At 64.8% G+C, this 19,133-nt stretch carries 18 protein-coding genes, 1 tRNA gene and 1 other RNA gene; 10 read left to right on the top strand and 10 right to left on the bottom strand.

What is annotated here, in order from left to right; all coding sequences use genetic code 11:
- Positions 1-94 precede the first annotated feature (94 nt).
- Together Q1J95_RS07130 and Q1J95_RS07125 are read left to right on the top strand one after the other, a co-directional pair.
- Positions 95-868 (top strand): hypothetical protein, encoded by a 774-nt coding sequence (locus Q1J95_RS07130; protein ID WP_300266713.1) that lies wholly within the window; start codon positions 95-97, stop codon positions 866-868.
- 172 nt (positions 869-1,040) lie between these two features.
- The gene (locus Q1J95_RS07125) at positions 1,041-1,544 is read left to right on the top strand and encodes a DUF3145 domain-containing protein (RefSeq protein ID WP_300266712.1); all 504 of its coding nucleotides are present in this window, start codon (positions 1,041-1,043) and stop codon (positions 1,542-1,544) included.
- Positions 1,545-1,692: 148 nt separating this feature from the next.
- Here Q1J95_RS07125 and Q1J95_RS07120 read toward each other — a convergent pair whose 3' ends face one another.
- The 6 genes from Q1J95_RS07120 to aceE all read right to left on the bottom strand — a co-directional run bounded on the left by Q1J95_RS07120 (position 1,693) and on the right by aceE (position 9,315).
- Positions 1,693-2,928: a beta-ketoacyl-ACP synthase II gene (locus Q1J95_RS07120; RefSeq protein ID WP_300266711.1), complete on the bottom strand. Its 1,236-nt coding sequence runs from the start codon at positions 2,926-2,928 to the stop codon at positions 1,693-1,695.
- 105 nt (positions 2,929-3,033) lie between these two features.
- Entirely contained in the window at positions 3,034-3,282 is a 249-nt protein-coding gene (locus Q1J95_RS07115; RefSeq protein WP_300266709.1) for an acyl carrier protein, read from the bottom strand.
- Positions 3,283-3,350: 68 nt separating this feature from the next.
- On the bottom strand, positions 3,351-4,352 hold the full coding sequence (locus Q1J95_RS07110; protein ID WP_300266708.1) for a beta-ketoacyl-ACP synthase III: 1,002 nt from the start codon (positions 4,350-4,352) through the stop codon (positions 3,351-3,353).
- The gene (locus Q1J95_RS07105) at positions 4,349-5,269 is read right to left on the bottom strand and encodes an ACP S-malonyltransferase (RefSeq protein WP_300266707.1); all 921 of its coding nucleotides are present in this window, start codon (positions 5,267-5,269) and stop codon (positions 4,349-4,351) included. Before Q1J95_RS07105 ends, Q1J95_RS07110 begins: the two co-directional genes overlap by 4 nt.
- Before the next feature lie 94 nt (positions 5,270-5,363).
- On the bottom strand, positions 5,364-6,557 hold the full coding sequence (locus tag Q1J95_RS07100; RefSeq protein WP_300266715.1) for a CdaR family transcriptional regulator: 1,194 nt from the start codon (positions 6,555-6,557) through the stop codon (positions 5,364-5,366).
- 31 nt (positions 6,558-6,588) lie between these two features.
- Positions 6,589-9,315 (bottom strand): pyruvate dehydrogenase (acetyl-transferring), homodimeric type, encoded by a 2,727-nt coding sequence (aceE, locus tag Q1J95_RS07095; RefSeq protein WP_300266706.1) that lies wholly within the window; start codon positions 9,313-9,315, stop codon positions 6,589-6,591.
- A 154-nt stretch (positions 9,316-9,469) separates the two neighbouring features.
- On the opposite strand from aceE, the gene Q1J95_RS07090 reads away from it, so the two are divergent.
- A tRNA-Val gene (locus tag Q1J95_RS07090) sits at positions 9,470-9,545 on the top strand.
- 154 nt (positions 9,546-9,699) lie between these two features.
- On the opposite strand, the gene Q1J95_RS07085 is transcribed toward Q1J95_RS07090, so the two are convergent.
- A complete protein-coding gene (locus tag Q1J95_RS07085; protein WP_300266705.1) occupies positions 9,700-10,416 on the bottom strand; it encodes an SDR family oxidoreductase in 717 nt (238 codons plus the stop codon).
- 92 nt (positions 10,417-10,508) lie between these two features.
- Between Q1J95_RS07085 and Q1J95_RS07080 the strand changes: the two genes are divergently transcribed.
- The gene (locus Q1J95_RS07080; RefSeq protein ID WP_300266704.1) at positions 10,509-11,393 is read left to right on the top strand and encodes a LysR family transcriptional regulator; all 885 of its coding nucleotides are present in this window, start codon (positions 10,509-10,511) and stop codon (positions 11,391-11,393) included.
- 18 nt (positions 11,394-11,411) lie between these two features.
- Here the strand turns inward: Q1J95_RS07080 and Q1J95_RS07075 are convergent, their stop codons facing one another.
- Together Q1J95_RS07075 and Q1J95_RS07070 are read right to left on the bottom strand one after the other, a co-directional pair.
- On the bottom strand, positions 11,412-12,527 hold the full coding sequence (locus Q1J95_RS07075) for an acyltransferase (protein ID WP_300266702.1): 1,116 nt from the start codon (positions 12,525-12,527) through the stop codon (positions 11,412-11,414).
- Positions 12,528-12,547: 20 nt separating this feature from the next.
- Positions 12,548-13,387, bottom strand: a complete 840-nt coding sequence (locus Q1J95_RS07070; RefSeq protein WP_300266701.1) for an aldo/keto reductase — start codon at positions 13,385-13,387, stop codon at positions 12,548-12,550.
- Between the two features lie 48 nt (positions 13,388-13,435).
- Between Q1J95_RS07070 and Q1J95_RS07065 the strand changes: the two genes are divergently transcribed.
- The 4 genes from Q1J95_RS07065 (at position 13,436) to rnpB (ending at position 16,700) form a co-directional block, all read left to right on the top strand.
- Positions 13,436-13,810: a YchJ family protein gene (locus Q1J95_RS07065; RefSeq protein WP_300266699.1), complete on the top strand. Its 375-nt coding sequence runs from the start codon at positions 13,436-13,438 to the stop codon at positions 13,808-13,810.
- 44 nt (positions 13,811-13,854) lie between these two features.
- Positions 13,855-14,586 carry a C4-type zinc ribbon domain-containing protein gene (locus Q1J95_RS07060; RefSeq protein WP_300266697.1) on the top strand — a complete coding sequence of 244 codons (732 nt, stop codon included), beginning with the start codon at positions 13,855-13,857 and terminating at the stop codon, positions 14,584-14,586.
- Positions 14,587-14,596: 10 nt separating this feature from the next.
- Positions 14,597-16,282 (top strand): bifunctional 3'-5' exonuclease/DNA polymerase, encoded by a 1,686-nt coding sequence (locus tag Q1J95_RS07055; protein WP_300266696.1) that lies wholly within the window; start codon positions 14,597-14,599, stop codon positions 16,280-16,282.
- A 14-nt stretch (positions 16,283-16,296) separates the two neighbouring features.
- Positions 16,297-16,700, top strand: an RNA gene (rnpB, locus tag Q1J95_RS07050) — RNase P RNA component class A.
- A 94-nt stretch (positions 16,701-16,794) separates the two neighbouring features.
- Here the strand turns inward: rnpB and ppgK are convergent.
- Entirely contained in the window at positions 16,795-17,538 is a 744-nt protein-coding gene (gene ppgK, locus Q1J95_RS07045) for a polyphosphate--glucose phosphotransferase (protein ID WP_300266695.1), read from the bottom strand.
- A 68-nt stretch (positions 17,539-17,606) separates the two neighbouring features.
- Here ppgK and Q1J95_RS07040 point away from each other — a divergent pair, with 68 nt between their 5' ends.
- Both Q1J95_RS07040 and Q1J95_RS07035 read left to right on the top strand, forming a co-directional pair.
- Positions 17,607-17,822 (top strand): SPOR domain-containing protein, encoded by a 216-nt coding sequence (locus Q1J95_RS07040; protein ID WP_300266694.1) that lies wholly within the window; start codon positions 17,607-17,609, stop codon positions 17,820-17,822.
- Between the two features lie 14 nt (positions 17,823-17,836).
- Positions 17,837-19,133 (top strand): glutamine synthetase family protein (locus Q1J95_RS07035; RefSeq protein ID WP_300266714.1); only part of this gene is annotated, 1,297 nt, incomplete at its 3' end.

Raw genomic sequence — 19,133 nt, 5'->3', positions numbered from 1 at the left:
TGTCCTGTGGAGTCATAGAATCCCGCTGTTAGGCTTGCCTTATCAGGGCCTGTTAAAACGTGCTGGCCCCCGATGAAAGGACATGACCTCGATCATGGCATATATCAAATCTGAAGCCCTCGAAGAGCGGGGTTTCGTCGTTCTTGACAGCTACGACCAGGAGGCTGATCCCAAGGAGTGGCTCGACATCGAATACAACGACTGGAAATCTTCGGGTGACACGCGCTTCGCGCCTTTGGCCAGTGCCAAGGGCGAGATCGAGTGCAACGGCTTCTGGAACCACAAGCCGCCGCGCACCGACAAAGACGGCGTGTGGATCGACTCGCAGACGGCCAAGGCGCCCATCCTCACCCGTCGCGCGCAAGAGCCGGGCGCGAATGTCGGACGCTGCCGTGTGATCGAACTGCAGCCGACGCCCTATGGCGACTGCCTCTACAACCTTCACCAGGACGACAACAACCGTCTGAACCCCGACGGCACGGGTTGGGTTGTGCGCGGGTTCTTCAACCTGACCGACGATAAAGACAGCTTCTTCGTGCTGCGCGAGAACCGCACGGACCCGGCCGGGGAGGTGCGCATCGCCCTTCCCGCGGGCGCGCAGCTCATCGTCGATACGCAGCGTCTGTGGCACGCTGCGACGCACACCGGCTCCGAGCCGCGCTACAACCTCATCACGTCGTGGACCTCGGGTCCTGAACTCGACGCCTACATCGAGAAGTACAACGGCACCGACCAGGTCGAGAACTACCACGTCGACCAGGATGTCCTCGAGCACGGCTACGCTGAGCAGGCGCGGAAAGACGCTGCTCGTGCGGCGTACTACGCAGCTAAGGGCCAGCAGGTGAAGCAGGCGATGAGCGAGGCCTGATCCTCGTTCCACGCTGCGGGCCCCGGTCGATTCGGCCGGGGCCTTACTCGTGCAAATGACACGCTTGTCATTTCGCTCGCAGTGAGCGATAATCGCCGTATAACCGCATACAGTAGCCATGCTTCGTCGTTCAGATCGTTGGGGAAGACGTATCTGATGAAACGGAGAGAACATGGCAACGGCATACGCACGCGGAGTGGTCTATATCCACTCCGCTCCTCGCGCGCTCTGCCCGCACCTCGAATGGGCGGTCGGACGCGCTATCGGGCGTGCAGTGAACTTCGACTGGAGCGACCAGCCCGTTCTCGAAGGATCACGGCGGGCCGAGTTCTTCTGGGATGGCCCGGTGGGAACCGGCGCCTCGCTGGCTACCGCCATCCGCGGCTGGGAGCACCTGCGCTTCGAGGTGACCGAGGATCCCACTCCGCGCAGCGACGGCGGACGATGGCTGCACACGCCCGACCTCGGCATCCACTACGCGCAGACCGACGCGGCGGGGAACATCGTGATCGGCGAAGACCGCATCCGATACGCGATGGAGATCGCTGCTGGCAGCGCCATCGAGCTTCAGCGTGAGCTCGACGTGGCGCTTGGCTCGGCCTGGGACGAAGAACTCGAGCCCTTCCGCCACGCGAGTGACGACGCCAGCGTCGTCTGGCTGCACAAGGTGGGCTGACGAACCCGGAACGCGGAGGCGTCAGTATCGGATGCCGGTGAACGTGCCCGGCCGCCAAGAACGCGAATCCCGCTCCGAACGAAGAAGGCCTCGCAGCGCACTTCGCTGGCGAGGCCTTCTTCATGCGTGCGTCTGAAACGGCACCGGCTCAGTCGTCGTAACTGGCGAACGCCGCGACAGCGTTGTGCCCGCCGAAGCCGAACGAGTTGCTGATTGCCAGTTGCGGACCGTCGCCGAGGGGCTGTGGGTCGCCGGAGACCAGCAGTGGGATCTCGGAGTCTTGTGTGGTGATGTTGATCGTCGGGGGAGCGACGCGGTCGCGGATGGCCAGGATGGCGAAGATCGCCTCCAGCGCGCCGGTGCCGCCGAGGAGATGACCGGTGGACGCTTTGGTGGCCGAGACCGGAATATCGTGCACACGGTCGCCGATCACACTCTTGAGCGCGGTGTATTCGTTGGGGTCACCGACCGGGGTCGACGTCGCGTGTGCGTTGACGTGCGTGATCTCGTCAGGAGTACGGCCAGCCGTCTCGAGGGCGAGCGTTACAGCGCGAGCCGCGCCTTCGGGGGCATTCGCCGTGATGTGGTGCGCATCTGCTGTGACACCGCCGCCGACGATCTCGGCGTAGATCTTCGCGCCGCGGGCCTTGGCGTGCTCCTCCGTTTCGAGGATGAGTGCTGCCGCGCCCTCGCCCATGACGAAACCGTCACGGTCTTCCGAGTAGGGACGGGAAGCATGGGCAGGGTCGTCATTACGACGCGAGAGCGCCTGCATCGATGCGAACGATGCGATCGTGATGGGGTGAATCGCCGATTCGGTCCCGCCGGCGATGACGACATCGGCGAGCCCGGCCTGCAGGTGCTCATAGGCGTTCACGAGAGATTCGGTGCTTGACGCGCACGCCGACGCCACGGTGCGGGCGAAAGCACGCGCGGTGAAGTGCAGCGAGAGGTTGCCCGCAGCCGAGTTCGGCATGAGCATGGGCACGGTCATCGGCATGACACGGCGGGGGCCCTTCTCCCGAAGGGTGTCCCACGCGTCCAGCAGCGTCCATACGCCGCCGATGCCCGTGGCGAAGTCGACGCCGAGGCGCTCAGGATCGACGTCGGGGGTTCCCGCGTCATCCCACGCTTCCATCGCGGCGATGAGAGCGAACTGGGAGGACGGGTCAAGGCGTTTGGCGACGGGCCGGGCGAGAACCTCCTCGGGGCGCACGCTCGCCTCAGCTGCGAATGTCACGGGGAGAGCGAGCTCTTCGACCCAATCGTGCTCGAGGGTGCGTCCGCCCGAGGCTCCGGCCAGCAGATTTTTCCAGTTGTCCGTTGCCGTTCCGCCGATGGCGGAGGTGGCGCCGATGCCGGTGACGACGATGCGCTTGGTCATTGAAGATGGTTCCTTGTTCAGCGGAATGAGCGAGTGGCTCGGAAAGTTCCAGACAGCCGAGGATGCCACACCCTGTGTCGGACAGGTGTGGCATCCATCCGGTGGTTACGCCTGACCTGCCACGATGAAGTTGACGGCATCCGCGACGGTCTTGAGGTTCTTGACCTCGTCGTCGGGGATCGTCACACCGAACTTCTCTTCGGCGTTGACGACGATGGTCATCATGGAGATCGAGTCGATGTCGAGGTCATCGGTGAAGGACTTCTCGAGCGCGACCTCGGATCCGTCGATACCAGTCTCGTCTGTGACGAGCTCGGTGAGTCCTGCCAGAACCTCATCGTTGGTGAAAGCCATAGGGTTTTCCTCTTTCTTGCGGGTTGTAATCGGAACCGTCAAACAGTCTAGGGAAGTCGAGTGCGTTCTCAGGGGAGGACGACGACCTGCGCGGCGAAAACCAGCCCAGCGCCGAAGCCGATCTGAAGAGCCAGACCCCCGGACAGTTCGGGGTGCTCGGCCATCAGCCGGTGGCTGGCTAGGGGGATCGATGCGGCCGACGTGTTGCCTGTCGTCTGGATGTCGCGCGCGATCACGGTCGACTCTGGCAGCTTCAGCTGCTTGGCGAACTCATCGATGATGCGCATGTTCGCCTGGTGAGGGATGAATGCTGCGATATCGGATGCCTCGACACCGGCGACGTCGAGCGCCTGGCGCGCGACCTTGGCCATCTCCCACACAGCCCAGCGGAATACTGTCTGTCCTTCTTGACGCAGTGTCGGCCAGACGGCTTCGCCGTCGCGGAATTGCGTGAGAGTTGCATTCATCCCGACCGCATCAGCTTTGGAGCCGTCCGAGCCCCACACGGCCGGAGCGATGCCCGGCGCGTCGCTGGGGCCGATGAGCGCGGCGCCCGCGCCGTCGCCCAGTAGGAATGAGATGCTCCGGTCGGCGGGATCGACGATGTCGGAGAGCTTCTCCGTTCCGATCACGAGAGCGTAGTGCGCAGCCCCCCCTTTGATCAGCGCGTCGGCCTGTGCGATCGCGTAGGCATATCCGGCGCACGCGGCGTTCACATCGTATGCAGCAGCGGGATTCGCACCCACCCGGTCGGCGACGATCGCTGACACAGACGGGCTCTGCTTGGGGTTGCTGATGGTCGCGACGATGACGAGATCGACGTCGGATGCCGCGACACCCGCCTCTTCGATGGCCTCGGCCGCGGCGATCGTGGCGAGATCGATCGCGTCGGTGTCTTTGACCGCACGGGTGCGGGTGACGATCCCCGTGCGCTGGCGGATCCACTCGTCGCTGGAATCGATCGGTCCGATCAAATCATCGTTGGGCACGGCATTCTCACCGCGTGCGGCACCGTAGGCCATGATGCGCGTGTACGCGGGGCCAGCGGTCTGCTTGAGTGTGATGCTCATGCGGCTGCTCCGTTCAGCAGCTCGGCTGCGGCGTCGAGGTCTTCCGGGGTCTTGACCGCCACCGTAGGAGTGCCGCGAAGGCCGCGTTTGGCGAGGCCCGCGAGCGCACCGGCGGGCGCGAGTTCAATGAGTCCGGTGATGCCGGCATCCGCGAATGACGCCATGCAGAGGTCCCACCGCACAGGCGACGAGACCTGATCGACGATCAGCTCGAGCGCCTGTGTGCCGGAGGTCACGACGGAGCCATCCCGGTTGGTCCACAGCGTGATTCCGGGATCGTTGGGCTCCACCTGGGCGACAGCGGCGCGAAGCGTGTCCACGGCCGAGGCCATGTAGGTCGTGTGGAAGGCACCGGCGACCGGAAGCCCAATGACACGGGTGCCACGGATCGGTTCGGTGGCGAGCTCAGCAAGTGCTGGCCGTGCGCCCGCGACAACGATCTGACCTGCGCCGTTGTAATTCGCCGCGGTGAGGTCGAGTTCTTCGAGGCGCGCGAGCACCGTCGCCTCATCGCCGCCGATGACGGCGCTCATGCCGGTTTCGGTCTGCCCAGCAGCCTCGGCCATGGCTCGACCCCGGATGCCGACCAGGCGCATGGCGTCTTCGTCGGAGAGCACACCGGCGCCGGTGAGTGCCGCGAACTCGCCGACAGAGTGGCCAGCGACGCCGTCAGGGCGCTTGCCCGCTGTGTTCACCAGAGCTTTGGCTGCGATGAGGGACGCGGCGACGATGAGCGGCTGCGCGATGCGCGTGTCGCGGATGGTCTCTGCATCCGATCTCGTGCCGTGCAGTTCGAGATCGACCTCTGCTGCCTCCGAGTAGCGAGCGAGGGTTTCCGAGACACCTTCGAGCTCGAGCCAAGGGGCGAGGAAGCCAGGGGTCTGTGAGCCCTGTCCAGGGCAGGCGACAATAATCACCTCCCTAGTCTGCCAACCTCAAGGCAGAAAGCGTGGATGAACCCTCACAAGATTACGAAAAAGCCTTGTGGGTGTCTTACAGAGGCGGCAGGGCCTACCGCGGGCGTCGGGTTGTCGGGCGGCGACGCACCGAGTCGGCGGTGCCGATTGACCCGAGGATCAAGGCGGTCTGCAGTATCAGCGCCTCGCGCGGACCTGTCGCGTCCCAGCCGATCACCTCGCTGACGCGCTTCAGGCGATACCGCACGGTGTTGGGGTGTACGAAGAGCTCGCGAGCTGTGGCTTCGAGCGAGCGTCCGTTGTCGAGATAACTCCATAACGTCGTCACGAGGTCGGTGGAGTGCGCTTGCAGCGGCAGGTAGATGCGGTCGATTAGGGTCTGCTTCGCCAGCGGGTCGCCGGCCAGCGCCCGCTCGGGAAGAAGATCATCAGCCGCGACCGGGCGGGGGGCGGTGCGCCAGGCGCGAGCCACAGCGAACCCGGCAAGGGCGGCGCGCGCACTCTGGCCGGCGTCGACGAGAGCGGCGACGGGCGGACCGAGCACCACGTACCCCACGCCGAATGACGCCTCCAGCCGTGTGGCGATTTCTTCGAACGGGAGGTCATCGTCTTCGTGGTCGCGTCCCGGGGGCTGCGCTCGTCCGAGCACGAGGACGAGACGCGACCCCTGTACGCCGATCAGCACGTCGACGGACAGCTTACGCGCGGTGCGACGCACATGGTCGACATCGAACTGTGGCGGTGTCGTCCCGACGAGCACACATACCTCACCGTGACCGTGCCACCCGAGGGCGGCGATGCGGCTGGGGAGCTCTTCGTCAGCTTCGCCGGTGAGGATCGAGTCGACGACCAGCGCTTCGAGTCGGGCGTCCCACAAGCCGCGTGCTTCGGCGGCCCGAGCATACACATCAGCAGCTGCAAAGGCGACGTCGCGTGAGTACAGCAGGATCGCCTCGCGCAGGTACTCGCCTTTGCCCGCGACGCGCTCCTCGGTCACCTCGACGGTGACACGGATCAACTGCAGCGTCTGCGTCAGGCTGACGCTGCGCAGAAGCTCGCGCGGAGCGGCGGCGAAGATGTCTGCCGCGATCCAGGGAGTGGAGGTCGGGTCGTCATACCACTGGATAAAGGAGGTGATGCCCGCCTGCGCCACCAGCCCGACGGCAGAGCGCCGAGCCGGTGGCATATCGGCATACCAGGGCAGCGTCTCGTCGAGTCGCTGGATGGTCGCCGTGGCGAGGTCACCGGAAATTCGGCGTAGCCAAGCCAGCGTCGCCGACTTATCCATCGAGGCGGGAGACGATCCTGTCACACTGTGCTCAGCTCTCGCCGCCGGCGTTTCCGCTCGTACCTGCGTTGACGTTATGCAGGTCGTACTTCGCAATCGCCTGCGCGATCACGGAGCGATCGACCTTGCCGTTGTCAGCGAGACCCTGCAGCGCACGCACGACCATCGACGGTCCGTCGATCTTGAAGAACCGGCGTGCGGCAGCACGAGTGTCGGCGAAGCCGAATCCGTCGGCGCCCAGGGAGTAGAAGTCTCCCGGGACCCACTGACGGATCTGGTCCTGCACAGCGTGCATGTAGTCGCTGGTGGCGATGAACGGCCCCTCCGCGGACTGCAGCCTCTGCGTGAGGTACGCGACCTTCGGCTCTTCGTCTGGGTGGAGGAAATTGTGCTCTTCCGCGGCGAGTCCGTCGCGACGCAGCTCGGTCCAGCTCGTGACCGACCAGACATCGGCGACGACGCCCCAGTCTTCCTTCAGCAGGCTCTGCGCCTCGAGCGCCCACGGCACACCGACACCCGAAGCGAGCAGCTGCACGCGGGGGCCATCGCCCTCACCCTCCGACACGCGGTGGATGCCCTTGCGGATGCCTTCGGCATCGACGTTCTCCGGCTCGGCGGGCTGCTTGAGCGGCTCGTTGTACACCGTGAGGTAATACATGACATCGGGGTCAGGGTGATTGCCGCCATACATACGCTCGATGCCGTCTTGCACGATATGAACGACTTCGTAGCCGTACGCGGGGTCGTAGATGACCGTGGCCGGGTTCGTCGACGCCAGCAGAGGCGAGTGGCCATCGGCGTGTTGGGTACCCTCACCGGTCAGGGTGGTGCGGCCGGCTGTTGCGCCGATGACGAACCCGCGGGTCATCTGGTCAGCTGCGGCCCAGAACGCGTCGCCGGTGCGCTGGTAGCCGAACATCGAGTAGAAGATGTAGATCGGGATGAGCGGCTCGCCATGCGTCGAGTACGACGTACCGGTCGCGGTGAACGCCGCGGCGGCGCCTGCCTCGTTGATGCCGACGTGCATGATCTGGCCCTGCGGGCTCTCTTTGTAGGCCAGGAGGAGCTCCCGGTCGACCGCAGTGTAGTTCTGCCCGTTCGGGTTGTAGATCTTCGCGGTCGGGAAGTACGCGTCCATTCCGAAGGTGCGCGCTTCGTCCGGGATGATCGGCACGATGCGCTCACCGAAGCCTTTGACCCGCATGAGGTCTTTCAACATGCGGACGAACGCCATGGTCGTGGCGACTTCCTGGTTTCCCGAGCCCTTCTTGGGCAGGGCGTATGCCTTCTCGTCCGGCAGGGCGAGGTCGACGTGCGTCGTGCGCCGCTCAGGCAGGAATCCACCGAGGTCGCGGCGACGTTCGAGCATGTACTGGATGGTCTCGTCGTCGGCGCCCGGGTGGAAGTACGGCGGACGATAGGGGTCGGCCTCGAGCTGTGCATCCGAGATCGGAATCTGCATCGTGTCGCGGAACATCTTGAGGTCTTCGAGCGTCATCTTCTTCATCTGATGCGTCGCGTTGCGACCCTCGAAGTGGGGGCCGAGACCGTAGCCCTTGACGGTCTTTGCGAGGATGACGGTCGGCTGGCCCTTGTGCTCGGTCGCTGCCTTGTAGGCCGCGTACACCTTGCGATAATCATGTCCACCGCGACGCAGCTGCCAGATCTGATCGTCGGTGTAGTCCTTGACCAGGGCAGCGGCACGCTCGTCGCGTCCGAAGAAGTTCTCCCGAACGAAGGCGCCGTTCTCAGCTTTGTAAGTCTGATAATCGCCATCGGGGGTGACGTTCATCAGATTCAGCAGGGCGCCGTCCGAGTCGCGGGCGAGCAGATCGTCCCACTCGCGGCCCCATACCACCTTGATGACGTTCCAGCCGGCGCCGCGGAAGTAGGACTCGAGCTCCTGGATGACCTTGCCGTTGCCGCGCACCGGGCCGTCGAGGCGCTGCAGGTTGCAGTTGATGACGAAGGTGAGGTTGTCGAGCCCCTCGTTCGCCGCCACCTGAAGCTGACCGCGAGACTCGACCTCATCCATCTCGCCGTCGCCGAGGAACGCCCAGACATGCGAGTCCGCGACATCCTTGATTCCGCGGTTGGCCAGGTACTTGTTGGCCATGGCCTGGTAGATGGCGTTGATCGGGCCAAGCCCCATCGACACGGTGGGGAACTGCCAGAACTCTGGCATCATGCGCGGATGCGGGTACGAGGGCAGGCCGTTCGGGGCGCCCGACTTCTCTTGCCGGAATGCGTCGAGCTGAGCCTCGGTCAGGCGTCCTTCAAGGAACGAACGGGCGTACATGCCGGGGGAAGCGTGACCCTGATAGAAGATCTGATCGCCGCCGGAGGGGTGATCTTGGCCTCGGAAGAAGTGGTTGTGGCCGACTTCATACAGCGAAGCGGCCGAGGCATAGGTCGAAATGTGACCGCCGACCCCGATGCCCGGGCGCTGTGCACGGTGCACGGTGATCGCCGCGTTCCAGCGGATCCAGTGGCGGTAACGCCGCTCGAGCTCTTCGTCGCCGGGGAAGGCCGGCTCGTTCTCCGAAGCGATCGTGTTGATGTAGTCCGTCGTCGGGACCATCGGTACATTCAGGTGCAGCTCTTTGGAGCGCTTGAGCATGCTGAGCATGATCTCCCGGCCGCGGCCGGGGCCTTTGGCATCGACGAGCCCGTCGAGGGACTCCTGCCATTCGCTGGTCTCGTCCGGATCGCTGTCAAGGGGGCCCTGGGAGTACGGATCCTGGTCGTGAACGGTCACGTGGAGCCTTTCGTCAAGCTGGCAGGTCTTGCCAAGGAAACGGGAAGCGACGCGGGGAGCCTTGTTGGCTCGGCACAACGCGCGCCGAATTCAGCCTAGTCCCCATAGCCGACTTCGTGGCGCATCGGCCGCATGGATAGAATAGGACGCACCAGGGCCTTTAGCTCAGCTGGTAGAGCGCCACGTTTACACCGTGGATGTCATCGGTTCGATCCCGGTAGGGCCCACCACGAGATTGCCGTGTGCCGCCCTGGCTGGCCATGCTGAACGACATCGATCGATTTCGGCTTGCCCCTGAGGTGCTCAGCAGAGTGGATCCCGAGGAGAAGGCGTATCCCGCACTGATCGCGGATCTGCCGGAGCGCCGGCAGTGCGATATCGCCATCACCAGGCGATAGGCCCTCGGTCATCGAAGAAGCCTCCGCGCGGACCGTCATCGGGCAGGGTCGCGAGGTGGATGGCGATGGCCGCTCCTTCCGCGGGCGTGCGCTCAGAGGCGTGGCCGGTGAAATCGGTGGCGACATAGCCGGGGCAGCACGCATTGATGATCACGTCGGTCTGACGGAATCGGCGGGCGTACTGGGCGGTCATGCTGTTCAGCATCGTTTTCGACGGAGCATACGCCGCCATCTGCGGACCTGTTTGCAGGGTCAGAGATCCCATATTGCTGGACACGTTGACGATCCGCGGAGCGTCGGATCGTTGCAGAAGCGGCAAGAGCGCATTGGTGACTCGAATCGCGCCGAACACATTCGTCTCCAGCACCTCCCGCAGCACGTCGAGGTCCAACCGCGTCGGATCCTGCGCTCCGTCGGCAACGCGTCCGCCGATTCCGGCGTTGTTGACGAGGACATCCATGCGGCCCGCTTCGCTTTCGACAGCGGCCGCCGCTGCCGCGACGCTGGTGTCTGAGGTGACGTCGAGCGCAACAGGGAAAGCATCGATTCCGGCCTCCTGCAAGCTCACCACCGCGGCGTCTCCCTTGACCTCGTCTCGCGCGCCGAGTGCGATGCGAAAGCCTCGCTCACCGAGTCCTTTCGCGATGGCGAATCCGATTCCCTTGTTCGCGCCGGTGACCAGCGCGACTTTCGTGTTGCTCATGGTTTCATGCTCTCGGCTCCCGGCCTGCGTCGTCCAAGACCGATCGGCTCTGCGGTGATACCCCAAGGGTATCTCGCCGCTACCATGGGAACATGGGCGAGGTGGAGATCCGTGAGCTGCGCTATTTTCTCTGCGTTGCAGAAGAGCTGCATTTCGGGCGTGCTGCCGAACGGTTGGGGATGGCGCAACCGCCGCTATCTCGCGCCATCCGGCAGCTCGAAACACGCCTGGGCGTCCGTCTGTTCGATCGGGATCGCCGGGGCACGCAGCTGACCGACGCCGGACGCACTCTGGCCATTGAGGCCCGGAAGGTCATCGAGGCCGTCTCGGCTGCGCAGCTTCGGACACAGCGTGCAGCGAACGCGGGAGGTTCGCTCGTGCTCGCGACCAAGGCCGGTGCCTCTCACGAACTGCTCCAGCAGCTTCTCGACGCGACCGCCGCCGATCCCGGCGTTCCCTCGCTACGCGTGCGTCTCTGCGAGGTCGGTGAGCAGTCGGGCCTGCTGCGCGATGGGCAAGCGGATGTCGCGCTCATGCACCGTCCGGTCGACGATCTGGCCGGATTCGAAACTGTGGACCTGGTGAGTGAAGATCAGGTCGTCATCCTTCCGCGTTCGCACGCGTTCGCACGCAGAGAGAGCGTCACACTCGCGGAACTCCAGAGCGCGCCGGGTCCGCCATTGGCACGATGGCCGAGGCCCAATGGTTCATACCTCGATGGCCCCGGCCCGCGTGTGCGTACGCAATCGCAGATCGCTCAACTCGTCGCTCTCGGCAAAGCGCTGCTGGTCATTCCCGCGTCCAGTCGTGCATGGCAGTGGAGCGAGCACGCGGCGGTCCCCGTCACAGACGCGGCCCGCATCACGACGGTGATCGCCTGGCCTGCGGCGTCGGAAACGGCTGCGATCGCAGCCGTCGTGCGGGTGGCGCTTTCTCTGCACACACCGATGGGCACGCGTGCGCACCGGCAGGGGTGATCGTCCCGCAAGCCGCAATCAGGCCTTGCGCTGTGGCCACATCCGGCGGGGCAGCTCGAACAGCAGGCTCCCCGGCATCCGTCGGCCGAGCAGCGCGAATACCGTCGAGATAGCGACGGTGACGGAGAAGATGACGATCAGGCCGACTCCGGCATTCGTGATGCCGACCTTCATCGCGATCCAGCCGAGAGCCGCGAAGACCGGGTAGTGCGAGACGTAGTAGATGAGCGAGTAACGACCGACGAATCGCACCGGGGCGAGCCAACGAACTTCGGGAATCGTGGCGGCCAGACGAACGAGAATGAGGATGCCGAGCATTGCCGGCACCGCCGCCCACGGTTCGTACCAGAGCCCGCCGCCGCGCTCATCACCGGCCGCGCGAACCCAGATGTCATCGAGCCCCGAGTAGACGGCGACGGCCACGGGGATCACGATCAGGACCCAGGCGAGGCGTGCGCTGATCAGTCGCGCGTAGGTGTTCCAGTACTTCTCGATGAAGGCGCCGAGGAAGAAGAACGGCATCAGGTAGAGGAATCGCTGCAGCAGCTCGAGGTCGCCAGGAATGACGAACGCAGCGGCGAAGGGGACCACCATCACGACCCAGATCGGGACCCAACGGATCACCAACGCGATGATGTAGTAAGCGAAGATGAACTGCATGAACCACAGATAGGTGTTCCAGAAGCCCAGCTCCCACGGCATGTATTTGACCTGGCTCGGATCGGCGACCATTTCGGCCGCGGCATACACCAACGTCCACACCACAATCGGCCAGAGGATGCGGCGCACCTTGCCCCAGATGTACTCGCCAGCCGGGCGCTTGAGCGATCCCGCCACGAGCAGGCCCGACAGGAACATCAGCATCGGCATCCGGTAGGGCGCGAAGAAGGCACTGATGAAGGCGAAGACCTCTGGCACGTCGTCGACCCGGTAGGCGACAATCTGCGTCGTGTGATGCAGGATCACCAGCAGGATGGAGGTGCCGCGCAGCACATCCATCCACGTGATGCGACGGTCGTGGCGCTCCAGGGCACTACGTACATCGGATTTGGCTGCCGGGGTCATTCTGCGCGCGGCGGCTGCCTCGGCGCGTGTTGCTGGAGCGGGTGGCGTCGGGGATGAGTCGTGTGGCACCCCGCGAGTCTACCCGGCGGTCAGTCCTCTTCGTGGGTGCGCGGATCCGCGCCGAACAGTCGACCGTCGGCGCGTCCGAGTGCGGTGATCGCCTCGACCTCTGCGGTTTCCAGGCTCACCTCGACCGCGGCGAGGTTTGCACGTTGGTGCTCCAGCGATGAAGCCTTGGGAATCGCGACGCTCTCTCGTGCGACATGCCATGCCAACACCACCTGGGCGGGTGAGATCTCTCGTGCTGCAGCGATTTTCGTGACAACCGGCTCGTCGAAGATGTCTCGGCCGCGACCGATCGGACTCCACGCCTGTGTGATGATGCCGTGTTCCCGGTGGTAAGCGAGCTGCTCCACCTGCGGGAAGTACGGGTGCACCTCGATCTGATTCACCACCGGGAGCACACCCGTCTCGCGTTCGAGTCGCTCCAGGTGCTCCGGGAGAAAGTTCGACACGCCGATCTGTCGCACGATGCCGCGCTGCTGAGCCTCGATGAGCGCCTCCCACGCCTGGACATACTCGTCTTGACTCGGGTTCGGCCAGTGGATCAGATGTAGATCGGTGGCATCGAGGCTGAGGCGAAAGCGGCTCTCCTCGATACTCGTTCGGGCTTTAGGCGTCGAGTGGTGCCGTCCGGGAAGTTTCGTCGTCACGATGACGTCGGAGCGATCGACCCCGGCAACAGCGACGCCGCGTCCGACGGCGCCCTCGTTCTCGTAGTTGAACGCCGAATCGACGAGACGATACCCGGCTTCGATGGCTCCGGCGATAGCGGCCGCGCCCTCTTCGGCGTTCAGCCGATACGTGCCGAGGCCGATCGCCGGAAGCGTGAAGCCGTTGTGCGCGGTGCGGGTCGGCAGTGCCGTCATGATGATCTCCTTAGGTTCTCTCACCAGCGTACGCGGCACAATGGAAGCATGCGTTGCCCGTGTACATCCGGAGACATCTATGACGCCTGCTGCGGACCGATCCTGAGTGGGCAGCTCACCGCCCCCACCGCTGTACGGCTCATGCGCTCACGCTTCACAGCCTTCGCCGTCTCAGATGCGGACCATCTGCTGCGCTCCTGGTATCCGTCGACGCGTCCGAGCCGGCTCGAGCTGAAGGATGACATCCGGTGGACGCGTCTCGACATCATTGAGACCGTCGCTGGTGGGCCGTTCGATACGTCCGGAATGGTGGAGTTCGAGGCTTTCTACCGCGAGCAGGGACGGCCGGGCTCCATGCGTGAGCGCAGCAGCTTCGTGCGCGAGAAGCGTGTCTGGCTGTATGTCGACGGCGAGCCCGGTTGAGAAGGCCGCTCCCGGATGTCGGCGGCGACGACTAGATTGGATATGTGAAAGCCAGTCCAGAGCATCAGCGCATCCTTCTCGACGTCGCCGAGCTGGATCGTCGCATTCAACAGGCAGAGCGCGCCCGCACGACACCCGAGCAGGGCCCTCGCATCAACGAGCTCGCCAAGCAGCGTCAGGCGCAACTGCAAGAGCTGACGACCCTGAGCGGTGCACGCGATGACGCCCGCACGGAGCTCTCACGTCTCGAATCCGATGTGAAGGTCGTCGAGCAGCGGCGAACGCGTGACACCGAACGGCTTGCGACTGCCACCAATCCGAAAGAAGCGCAGGCACTCGAGAGCGAGCTCGCCAGTCTTGCCAAGCGCGTCAGCGACCTCGAAGATATGGAACTCGAGGTGATGTCGCGCGTCGAAGAGGCCGACTCCGCTGTCGCGGCTCAGCAGGCGCTGATCGATGTGACCACGGCTGAAGGGTCTGAGCTGACCGCTCAGGCCAAAGCGGCCGTGGCCGCCGCGACGACGGAGCACGATCAGCTGAGCCGTGACCGCGCGGCCATCACGGCAGAGCTTCCTGCCGATCTGCTCGCCGAGTACACCCGCCGCAGTACGCGGGGAATCGCCGTCGGTCTGCTTCGTCGAGGCACCTGCGAGGGCTGTCGCATGATGCTGTCGGGTACCGATCTGAATCAGGTTCGCCAAGCCGAGCCGGATTCTGTGATCTCATGCCCGGAGTGCGGCGCCATCCTCGTTCGCACCGACGAATCTGGGTTGTGAACCGCTGACGGTGCCGACGTCTGCTTCCCGGATCCTGCTGGCCTCGGCCACCGGCGGAGACGTCGTCGCCGTCGAGATCGCTCCCGACGGTTCGGAGCTGTCACGCCAGACGATCGCGGGCGCGCAGGTGCCGGACTGGGTGCGCCAGCAGGAAGCCGAGCATTCGCCGCGCTGGATCATCCGCAGCGCCAGCGAGATCTACCGGCGGCTGCTCGCCGCTGACGTCACGCTGACCCGGGCGCACGACCTGCTGCTGTGTCACGCGATTCTTCGCGATACCGATGTCATCGCCCGACCGCTCGCTCCCTCGACGGCGTGGTTGCCGCGTCCGCCCGAGGTCGAGGAACCGGGCCTGTTCGATTTCTCTCCGGATGCCTCTGATGACCCTGCCGCCGTGCTTCTCGAGCAGTATCAGCAGCAGTGTCGCGCGCTCGACTCCGACACGACGGCCCGGCTGCGCCTGCTGTGTGCCGCCGAGTCAGCGGGTGGTCTCATCGCGGAAGAGATGCGCGCGGCCGGGTTGCCGTGGGACGCCGACGAGCATGACCGCATACTCGTGGAGACGCTGGGCGTGCGCCCCGCTGGGGGAGGGATGCCGGCGAAGATGGCAGAGTTCGCCGCGGCTGTGCGCTTTCATCTCGGCGACGCGCAGCTGCATCTCGAGAGCCATACCAAACTCCTGCGCGCGCTTCACCGGGTCGGCGTCAACGTCTCCTCGACCAGCCAGTGGGAGCTGAGCGAGATCTCGCACCCCGTGATCGCGCCGTTGCTCGGGTATAAGAAGCTTGCCCGACTGTCGAGCGCCAACGGGTGGGCATGGCTGGCCGAATGGATTCATGATGGCCGGTTTCGCCCGATCTATATTCCCGGTGGTGTGGTAACCGGGCGCTGGGCATCGGCGGGCGGTGGGGCGCTTCAGCTCCCACGCCTGCTCAGACCGGCTGTTCGAGCAGATGCCCGGTGGCGTCTCATCATCGCCGATGTCGCTCAGCTCGAGCCGCGCATGCTCGCGGCCATGGCAGCGGACGCCGCGATGGCACGCGCAGCTCAGGGCCGCGATCTGTACGAAGGTGTGGTGGCCTCGGGCGCGGTGGCCACCCGCGAAGAAGCGAAGTACGCCGTGCTGGGCGCGATGTACGGCGCGACGACGGGAGACAGCGGCCGTCTCGTCCCACGCCTGCGCACGGTCTATCCACGGGCCATGCGGCTCGTCGACGACGCGGCGAGAACGGGAGAGAACGGCGGCGTCGTGTCGACCAGACTCGGGCGTTCGTCACCGCGTCCCGACGACGAGGGTGCGCCAGCCCGCTCGGAATCGGCCGATGACGCTTCGCGAGAGCAAGACGCGCGCCGCGCGCGACAGCGCGCCCGTGATCGTGGACGGTTCACCCGAAACTTCGTTGTGCAGGGCACCGCCGCCGAGTGGTCGCTGATCTGGTTGGCCGAGATCCGACATCGGCTGCGGCTTCTGCCGTCCGCGCGGCATCCTGCCGCGGCATCCGGACCGTTCTCACGGGCGGCGCACCTGGCCTTCTTCCTCCATGACGAGGTGATCGTGCACGTTCCCGAAGAACACGCGGACGCTGCTGCAGCGGCTATCCGAGAGGCAGCAGCGGTCGCCACACGTCGGCTGTTCGGCGACTTCCCGATCGACGTGCCCTTGGACCTGCAGATCACCCAAACGGCGGAGAAGTAGACTGAGCGGGCGAATGGGTCGGCTGGGCGGTCGCGTGGCGGGTAACCGCACCGAGGAACGTCCGGGCTCCACAGGGCAGGACGGTGGGTAACACCCACCCGGAGCGATCCGCGAGAAAGTGCCACAGAGAGAAGACCGCCATCCGATCTCTGACCCCTCGACAAGGTCAAGGGGCGCAGGGCTCGGGTGGTAAGGGTGAAAGGGTGGAGTAAGAGACCACCGGGGGTCATGGTGACATGACCTGCCAGGTAAACCTCGTCCGGAGCAAGGTCAGACAGAGGATGTTGACGCGGCCCGCTGAGTCCTCGGGTAGACCGCTGGAGCGGCACAGCAATGTGTCGCCGAGAAAGATGGCCGTCGAAGGGATGCACCGAAAGGTGCCCCGGAACAGAACCCGGCGTACAGGCCGGCCCATTCGTCCCGAAACTCGCGAGAATACAAAACCACGCCGAGGGAACGCGCTAGCGCGTCGTCTCGGCGTGGCTTTCTCGCGGCGTGGGTGCTGCGAGGGATCAGTCGTTGGCGAGCGAGGCTGCGCCGATGATGCCCGATGAGTTGCGGTGGATGGCTGGAATGATGGGTGTGTTCAGCTCAAGCAGGGGCAGGAAGCTCTCCGGATGCTTTGACACCCCACCGCCGACCACGAACATGTCGGGGCTGAAGAGGAACTCGACGTGGCTGTAGAACACCTGCAGTCTGGCGGACCAGTCTTCCCAGCTGAGCGATTCGCGCTCCATCGCTGAATACGCCGTCCAGCGCTCGATCGAGTCGCCCTTGTAGTCGAGGTGGCCGAGCTCGGTGTTGGGCAGCAGTTGCCCGTCATAGAGGAAGGCTGAGCCGATGCCTGTGCCGAGCGTCGTCAGGATCGTGAGGCCCGACACATCGCGGGCTGCGCCGTGACGTACCTCGGCGACGCCGGCGGCATCGGCGTCGTTGACGAAGGTGATGTGGCGCCCAAGGCCGTCTTCGAAGAACTTCTCGGCTTCGAATCCGACCCAGTCGTCAGACACGTTGGCGGCTGAGAGTGTCTTGCCGTTCTTGACGATGGCGGGGAACGCGACACCCAGCGGAAGATTCGACGACCTGACGTCGAGGGTGTCAAGCACCTCGACGACGGCGTTCAAGACATCTTTCGGGGTGGCGCCCTTGGGCGTGTCGACGCGGATTCGATCCGATTCGAGTTTCCCCTGAGAGAGGTCGACGATGCCTGCTTTGATTCCCGTGCCGCCGATGTCGACGCCGATCGCTTTTGCCATGCCAGATAGCCTAGCGACACTGCGTCACGACAGTAGGATCGTGACGGACGCTTACGAAGGGACGGCTCATGTCTGATGGCGAACAGAAGTACTGGTACAACAGCAACTCGGGCCAGGTGGAGTTCGGGTATCTGTCGCCCTCCGCTGAACGCGTGGGGCCCTTCGACACCGAGGCCGAGGCCGCGCGTGCACCCGAGACGCTCCGTGCCCGCGCGGCTGCGTGGGCGGCGGAAGACGCCCGGGAAGACGACTGGCCCCGCACCACCGATTCCGACGGGAAGTAACAACGCATATGAGCATGGACAAACAGCGTGATTTCGTGCTTCGCACGATTGAGGAGCGGGGCGTCAAGTTCGTCCGACTGTGGTTCACCGACGTCATTGGCACGCTGAAATCGGTCGCGATCGCCCCCGCTGAGGTCGAGGGCGCTTTCGCGGAGGGCATCGGGTTCGACGGCTCCGCCATCGAGGGGCTGACGCGCACGTACGAGTCGGATCTGCTCGCGCAGCCCGATCCGACGACCTTCCAGGTTCTTCCGTGGCGCGGCGAGATCGATCCGACGGCACGCATGTTCTGCGATCTGACCACACCCGATGGCGAACCCGCGATCGCCGATCCGCGGCAGGTACTCAAACGCACCCTCGCGAAGGCGGGCGATGCCGGATTCACGTTCTACACGCACCCGGAGATCGAGTTCTATCTGCTCAAGTCGTCGGTCATCGGCCCGGAGGGCCCGGTGCCAGTCGACTCCGCGGGGTACTTCGACAACGTGCCGGGTGGCACAGCGCACGACTTCCGCCGTCGCTCCGTGCGGATGCTGGAAGACCTGGGAATATCAGTCGAGTACAGCCATCACGAGGGTGGGCCAGGACAGAACGAGATCGATCTGCGCTATGCCGACGCTCTGGCCACCGCTGACAACGTCATGACGTTCCGCACCGTGATCAAAGAGGTCGCGATCGAGCAGGGGGTCTACGCGACGTTCATGCCGAAGCCGATGAGTGATCAGCCCGGCAGCGGCATGCACACGCACATGTCGTTGTTCGAAGGCGACCAGAACGCTTTCTGGGAAGAGGGCGCGAAGTACCAGCTGTCGAAGACGGGTCGTCACTTCATCGCGGGCCTGCTGAAGCACGCGAACGAGATCGCCGCTGTCACGAACCAGTTCGTCAACTCGTACAAGCGTGTGTGGGGCGGCGACGAGGCGCCCAGCTTCGTCACCTGGGGGCACACGAACCGCTCAGCCCTGGTGCGCGTACCGATGTACAAGCCGCATAAGAGCCAGTCTTCGCGGGTGGAATACCGTGGCCTCGACTCGGCCGCGAACCCGTACCTGGCGTACTCGCTGCTGCTGGCGGCCGGCCTCAAGGGCATCGAAGAGGAGTACGAGCTTCCGCCCGAGGCCGAGAACAACGTGTGGGCGCTCAGCGTCGCAGAACGTCGTGCGCTCGGGTATGCCTCCCTGCCGACGAGTCTCGAGCATGCCCTGGAGTTCATGGAGGACTCGGAGCTGGTCGCAGAGACGCTGGGGGAGCAGGTGTTCAATTACGTGCTGCTCAACAAGCGCAAGGAATGGGAGTCGTATCGCGGTCAGG

Source organism: Microbacterium sp. (assembly GCF_029263575.1).
Lineage (GTDB): Bacteria > Actinomycetota > Actinomycetes > Actinomycetales > Microbacteriaceae > Microbacterium.
Note: the sequence above shows the minus strand (reverse complement) of the source record. Positions and strands in the feature narration are given on the sequence as shown.